At 73.5% G+C, this 6,850-nt stretch carries 6 protein-coding genes; 4 read left to right on the top strand and 2 right to left on the bottom strand.

Annotated features, from left to right (window positions below; all coding sequences use genetic code 11):
• The 3 genes from VGD85_RS06110 to VGD85_RS06100 form a co-directional block, all read left to right on the top strand.
• Positions 1 to 337: helix-turn-helix transcriptional regulator (locus tag VGD85_RS06110; RefSeq protein ID WP_331062557.1), on the top strand; the 337-nt coding region annotated here is incomplete at its 5' end.
• A gap of 141 nt (positions 338 to 478) precedes the next feature.
• Complete coding sequence (locus tag VGD85_RS06105) at positions 479 to 2,401, top strand: M4 family metallopeptidase (protein WP_331062556.1); 1,923 nt, start codon at positions 479 to 481, stop codon at positions 2,399 to 2,401.
• Between the two features lie 293 nt (positions 2,402 to 2,694).
• The gene (locus VGD85_RS06100; protein WP_331062555.1) at positions 2,695 to 4,152 is read left to right on the top strand and encodes an NAD-dependent succinate-semialdehyde dehydrogenase; all 1,458 of its coding nucleotides are present in this window, start codon (positions 2,695 to 2,697) and stop codon (positions 4,150 to 4,152) included.
• Positions 4,153 to 4,227: 75 nt separating this feature from the next.
• Here VGD85_RS06100 and VGD85_RS06095 read toward each other — a convergent pair whose 3' ends face one another.
• Entirely contained in the window at positions 4,228 to 5,202 is a 975-nt protein-coding gene (locus VGD85_RS06095) for a hypothetical protein (RefSeq protein ID WP_331062554.1), read from the bottom strand.
• Positions 5,203 to 5,270: 68 nt separating this feature from the next.
• Here VGD85_RS06095 and VGD85_RS06090 point away from each other — a divergent pair, with 68 nt between their 5' ends.
• Positions 5,271 to 6,257, top strand: a complete 987-nt coding sequence (locus VGD85_RS06090) for a DUF2332 domain-containing protein (protein ID WP_331062553.1) — start codon at positions 5,271 to 5,273, stop codon at positions 6,255 to 6,257.
• Positions 6,258 to 6,297: 40 nt separating this feature from the next.
• On the opposite strand, the gene VGD85_RS06085 is transcribed toward VGD85_RS06090, so the two are convergent.
• A partial coding sequence (locus VGD85_RS06085; RefSeq protein ID WP_331062552.1) for a helix-turn-helix transcriptional regulator occupies positions 6,298 to 6,850 on the bottom strand: 553 nt, incomplete at its 5' end.

Here is a 6,850-nt window from a genome sequence, read left to right as displayed (position 1 = left end):
GCGCAGCCGCCGCGCCGCCGCCTCGCGCGCCGCCCTCGCGGCCGCGGAGTCGACGTTCGCCGACCTCCACGCACGCTCGTGGCTGGCGCAGGTCCGCGCCGAGCTCGCGCCCGGGCCGGTCACCGCCACCGACGACCCACTGCTCGGCCGCCTCACCGACACCGAGGCCCGGATCGCCCGCCTGGTCTGCCAGGGCGCCAGCAACCGCGAGGTCGCCGAGCGGCTCTACCTGAGCGTCAAGACCGTCGAGGCGACGCTCACCCGGATCTACCGCAAGCTCGACGTGCGATCGCGCACCCAGCTGGTCACCCTGCTGGTCCCGGCCCCGGCCGAGTAGCGCCCCGCCCCGCGGCCCGCGGCGACAAGGGTTTCCCCGCTACCCCCTCCGGCGCCGGGTTCCTACGTTTCTCTCACTCCTCGGACCGGCGACCGCCGAGCCGAGGAGCCCACCCCCACACCCACGAGGGAGCACCACCCCATGAGAACCAGAACGCTGCTCGGAGCGGCTCTGGCGGCCTCGGTCTCCGGCGTCGTCGCGCTCGGACCCCAGGTCCCGGCATCGGTCGCGGCGCAGAGCCCGTCCGCCCACTCCACCGACAAGTCGAACACGGCGGCCACCCCGGCCGCCACGCCGGCCGCCAAGCGCGCGGCGGCACGCACCGCGGCGGCGTACCTCGCCGACCACCGCGCCGCCTTCAAGGCCGGCAAGCACGACGCCTTCCGGCAGGCCGGCACCACGGCCGCCACCGACGGCGCGAAGTACGTCGCCTTCGACCGCACCTACCGCGGGCTCCCGGTCATCGGCGGCGACTTCGTCCTCGCGGTCGACCGCACCGGCAAGGTCACCGGCCGCAGCGCCACCCAGCGCCAGGTGATCGACCTGCGCTCGATCACCCCCCGGGTCGGTGCCGCCGCCGCGCAGCGCCGGGCCCGCACCCTGGTCGACCACGTCAGCAGCGTCTCCCAGCCCCAGCTGGTCGTGCACGCCCAGCGCACGCCCCGGCTGGCCTGGTCCACGCGCGTGACCGGCACGACCGCCGACCGGCCGACCAAGCTGACCGTCTACACCGACGCGATCACCGGCAGGGTCATCGGCAGCTGGGACCTGGTCGCCGACGGCACCGGCAACGGCTACTACTACCCCGGCGTCACGATCGGCACCTCGGGGAGCGGGACGTCCTACCGGATGTCGGACTCCAGCCGCACCGGCGTCTCGTGCGCCAACCAGTCGGGCACGATCTTCACCGGCACCGACGACGTGTGGGGCAACGGCTCCGGCACCAACCTCGAGACCGCCTGCGTCGACACGCTCTACGGCGTCGACAAGGAGGTCGACATGCTCTCGTCGTGGCTGGGCCGCAGCGGCGTGAAGGGCAACGGCAGCACCTACCCGGCCCGGGTCGGCCTCAACGACGTCAACGCCTACTTCGACGGCTCCATGGTCAACTTCGGCCACAGCCAGGACAACGCGCGCCAGCTCACCGCGATCGACATCGTCGCCCACGAACAGGGTCACGGCGTCTTCCAGACCACGCCGGGCGGCTCCACCGGCGACAACGAGACCGGTGGCATGAACGAGGCGACGGGTGACATCTTCGGTGCCCTCACCGAGGCGTACGCCGCGAACCCCAACGACCCGGCCGACTTCACGGTCGGCGAGGAGGCCGACCTCGTCGGCAACGGCCCGATCCGCTACATGTACAACCCGAGCCTGGTCGGCGACCCGAACTGCTGGTCCTCGAGCATCAAGAACACCGAGGTGCACGCGGCCGCGGGCCCGCTCAACCACTGGTTCTACCTGCTCGCCAAGGGTTCCGGCGCCTCGCCGGCCTCGCCGACCTGCAACGGGTCGTCGGTCACCGGCGTCGGCATCCAGACCGCCGGCAAGATCTTCTACAACGCGCTGCTGATGAAGACGACCTACTGGACCCACGCCAAGGCCCGGATCGCCACGCTGACGGCCACGAACAACCTGTACGGCACCAGCGACTGCACGACGTTCAACCGGGTCAAGTCGGCCTGGGACGCGATCTCGGTGCCCGCGCAGTCCGGCGAGCCGACCTGCGGCTCCGGTGGCGGCGGGGGCGGCGGCACCTGCACCGAGATCACCGCGACCGGCACGGCCACGTCGGGCTACTCGACGTACAAGCCGTCCTCGACCGGCTTCTCGGTCACCACGGCCGGCACCATCAACGGCTGCCTGACCGGCCCGAGCGGCACGGACCTCGACCTGTACCTGCAGAAGAAGAACAGCAGCGGGACCTGGGTCGACGTCGCGGCCAGCGAGAGCGCGAGCTCGACCGAGAACATCACCTACTCGGCCGGCACCGGCAGCTACCGCTGGGACGTCTACGCCTACTCGGGATCCGGCTCGTTCACGCTGAAGTACGACGTGCCGTGATCGGCCTCGTTTAGACGACGGGCGCCGGTCTCGGACCGGACGGGCACGGGGGCCTCGGCACAGCCGGGGCCCCCGTTCCTCTGCCGCTCCGGCCCGATGCGAGGGGGTGCTCCGGGCGGGGTCGACAAAGGGTGAACCCCTCGCTGCATGGGGTCAGCAAGGGGTTCTTGCCGACGACAAGGTGCTCCCTCCGAAGTCGACGCACTCAGGGTGACATGCGCCCGACGCCCTGTCAGCGATTTGCCGGAAGGTCGGTGGGTGCACGGCTGGTCCCGGGGTGCGAGGCTGGGGCCATGAACGGACTCGACCTCCTCGGCCCCGGACAGCGGGGCCTCCTGATCGGCGGCAGCTGGCGCGACGCGGAGGGCGGCAAGCGCCTCGACGTGATCGACCCCGCCGACGGCTCGGTGCTCACCGACGTCGCCGACGGCTCGATCGCCGACGCCGTCGACGCCCTCGATGCGGCCGTCGACGCCCAGGCCGACTGGGCCCGGACCGCACCCCGCCAGCGGGGCGAGATCCTGCGCACCGCCTTCGAGCTGATCACCGAACGGGCCGACTTGTTCGCCCACCTGATGAGCCTGGAGATGGGCAAGACCGTCGCGGAGGCGAAGGGCGAGGTGGCCTACGGCGCGGAGTTCTTCCGGTGGTACGCCGAGGAGGCGGTGCGCATCCACGGGCGCTGGATGCAGGCCCCGGCCGGCGGCAGCCGGCTGCTGACGGTGAAGAAGCCGGTCGGCCCGTGCCTGTTCATCACCCCCTGGAACTTCCCGCTCGCGATGGGGACCCGCAAGATCGGCCCGGCCATCGCGGCCGGCTGCACGATGGTGGTCAAGCCGGCGAGCCAGACGCCGCTGACGATGCTGGCGCTCGCCGCGGTGCTCGAGGAGGCCGGCCTCCCCGCCGGGGTCCTCAACGTGGTGACCACCAGCCACACCGGCGAGTTCAGCGAGACGCTCCAGGCCGACAGCCGGCTTCGCAAGGTCAGCTTCACCGGCTCGACCGGGGTCGGCCGGGTGCTGGTGCGCCAGTCCGCCGACCAGCTCCAGCGGCTCAGCATGGAGCTGGGCGGCAACGCGCCGTTCCTGGTCTTCGAGGACGCCGACCTCGATGCCGCCGTCGACGGCGCGATGGTGGCGAAGATGCGCAACATGGGCGAGGCCTGCACCGCCGCCAACCGGTTCCTCGTGCACGCCTCGGTCGCCGAGGAGTTCGCCGACAGGCTCGGCAAGCGGATGGGGACGCTCACCGTCGGCCGCGGCCAGGACGACGGCGTCGACGTCGGCCCGCTCATCGACGAGCGGGCGGTCGAGAGCGTCAGCCAGCTGGTCACGGACGCGGTCCACGACGGGGCCCGGGTCGTCTGCGGGGGTGCCGCGCCCGACCTGGCCGGGTACTTCTACCTGCCGACCGTGCTGCTCGACGTACCGGCCGACTCCGAGATCAACGTGCAGGAGATCTTCGGGCCGGTCGCGCCGATCACGACGTTCGAGTCCGAGGACGACGCGGTGCGGCTGGCCAACGACACCGAGTACGGCCTGGCGTCCTACGTCTACACCCGCGACCTGGCCCGCACGATCCGGCTGGCCGAGGCGCTGGAGTTCGGCATGGTCGGCGTCAACACCGGCCTGATCTCCAACCCGGCCGCGCCGTTCGGCGGCGTCAAGTCCAGCGGCTTCGGCCGCGAGGGCGGCTTCGAGGGCATCGAGGAGTACCTCGAGACCACCTACGTCGCCCTCCCCGCGGGCTGATCCGCCACGCACCAGACGTAACTGCTGTGGATCCCCGCGGATCCGCAGCAGTTCTGTCAGGTGCGCGGCGGGCGGTCAGGAGGCGAGCGACCGGGCGAGGTCGGCCAGCCACCGGTCCCAGCCGCGCACCAGCGGGTCCCGGCCGCGCACCGGCGCCTGCCCGCTGACCCAGTAGCCGAACACGTCATCGCCCTCCTCGGTCCGGTGGTGCAGCCGCAGCCAGACGGGGAGGCCCGCCACCCGAACGGCCCCGAGGGCGGCGGTCACCAGCCGCTGGACGTCCTCGCCGTACCTCGACACGGTGACCCGCTCGGGTGTCACCCCGCCGGGGCCGGGCGGCCCGAGCTCGACGTCGAGGTCGAGCAGGACGTGGTCCGTGCGCCGCTCGAGCCGCCAGGTCGCGGCCGGTGCGGGCAGCGAGTCCGAGGACACCGAGCGCTGCACGCCCTGGAGGAGCTGCACGTCCGTGAGAGACACCCGGCCGCCGGCGACGAACGTGGCGCCGTCGGCGGTGAACGTCCAGGTCGTGTCGCGATAGCCGTAGCCGACCCGGCTCGCCTCACCGACGTCGTGACCGATCGCCGCGCCCGAGTCGACCGTGATCGCCTCGCGGGCCGGCTCGTAGGAGTACTCGACGTCGCCGAGGAGCGCCGCGGTGACCAGCAGCCAGGCCCGCAGCACGGTCGGCTCCGCGTCGCTGCCGATGAAGGAGTCGTCGACCACCAGCGCATCGCCGGGCGCCTCGGCCGGCCGCAGGTCGAGGCGGTACGCCGGATAGTCGGCCTCGTCGGCGACGCGGTCGATCTCGGCGAGCAGCCGCGAGAGCCCGCGCTGCGTCGTCACCTCGCCGTAGTGGACCGAGATCGCGGCGCCGCGCTCCGCCGAGGGCGTGGTGACGGAGGTGTCGGTGACCTGCTCGATGCGTCCGAGCCGGGTCTGCACGCTGTGCGCTTGGTCGAGGGCCGTCGAGCAGCCCGTGAGCAGCGGGACGGAGAGCACCACCCAGGCGGAGGCGTGCGCCACCGCCCTTCGCCCCCCGAAGGTTCCCATGGCCAGCATGGTGGCCCATCGGGGCGGGCCGCCGGGCCCGATTCGACAACGGAGTCCGACAATGGGGCATGGACATCTTCTCGGACACGGTGACGCAGTACACGGAGTTCGCGGCCGATGCCGCCCCGACGTCGCCGTGCTTCGCGGACTGGGCGGGCCGGGTGGCCGCCGACGCCGAGGTGCTCGCCTGGCTGGAGTCGCTGCCGGAGCTCAAGCGCCAGCCCAACCTGGTCCTGGCGGCCGCCCGCTGGCACGGCGTACCGGCCCCCGGGCCGTACGCCGCGCTCCGCGAGGCGCTGCTCGGCGACGACGGCACGATCCGCCGCACGATCCTGGAGCGGGCCACCCAGACCAACGAGGCGGGCCGGCTGGCCACGCTGGTGCCGGCGTTCGCGATGGCCGCCGGGTCGGGACCGGTCGCGCTGCTCGAGGTCGGTGCGAGCGCCGGGCTGTGCCTGTTCCCGGACCGCTACCGCTACGCGTGGAGCACCGAGTCCGGCGTACGCCGGGCGGGCGACCCGGCCGCGCCCGAGCTCGGCTGCGCGGTGCTCGGGTCGGGTCCGCTCCCGGCGGCGCCGGTCGAGGTCGCGTGGCGCGGCGGCATCGACCTCAGCCCGATCGACGTGACCGACCCCGACCAGGTCCGCTGGCTGTCCACGCTGGTGTGGCCCGAGCACGACGACCGGCGCGCCCAGCTCGACCGGGCGATCGCGGTCGCGCGGCACGACCCGCCGCACCTCCACCGCGGCGACCTGCTCGAGGAGCTCCCCGCGATGGTCGACCGGGCCGCCGAGCACGGCCCGGTGCTGGTGTTCCACAGCGCGGTCATCGCCTACCTGCCGGACGAGCGGCGCCGCGAGTTCCACCGGCTGATGAGCGGGCTGGTCGCCGCGGGCCGCTGCCACTGGGTCAGCAACGAGGGTCCGCGGGTGCTGCCCGAGGTGACCGGGACCGTCCCCCAGCCGCCGGGGGACGAGCACGGGTTCGTCCTCGGCGTCGACGGCCGGGCCGTCGCCCGCACCCACGGTCACGGCCGCAGCCTGCGCTGGCTCTGATCGCCACCGGGTCCGACGGGTCCGGTCGCGTCCCGCGGCGCTACCGCCCCACGATCTCCGGGCCGAGGCTGGCGGGGAGTCCGGCCCGCGAACGGATGCCGAGCTTGCGGTAGACGTGCGAGAGGTGCCACTCCACGGCCTTGACCGTGACGACCAGCCGGTCGGCGATCTGGCGGTTGGTGAGCCCGTCGGCGGCCAGTCGCGCGATCCGGCGCTCGGCGGTGGTGAGCACCGCGAGCGCCTCGCCGCGCACCGGCCGCGCCGGCTCACCGAGCCGGTCCAGCAGCCGGCGGACCCGGTTCTGCAGCGGCCAGAGCTCCTCGCGACCGGCGTACGCCTCCGCCGAGCGCAGCAGCGCCAGCGCCTCGGTGGTGTCCTCGCCCCCGGAGAGCAGCAGGAGGCCGGCCAGGTCGGTGTCGATCTGCGCGGCGAGCCGCTCGGCGCGGACGTCGGCGAGCGCGGCTCGGGCCTCGCGGAGCACCGCGGTGCGGTCGGTGTGGGCGTCCACGGTCGCCAGGGTCCGCAGGCCGAGCGCGACGGCGTACGCCGATCCCGAGCGGCGGGCGGTCACGAGCTGCTCGCGCGCCAGCGCG

This window comes from Nocardioides sp., assembly GCF_036401255.1.
In the GTDB taxonomy this organism is placed as follows: Bacteria; Actinomycetota; Actinomycetes; order Propionibacteriales; family Nocardioidaceae; genus Nocardioides.
This window is presented reverse-complemented; position numbering and strand designations above follow the sequence as displayed.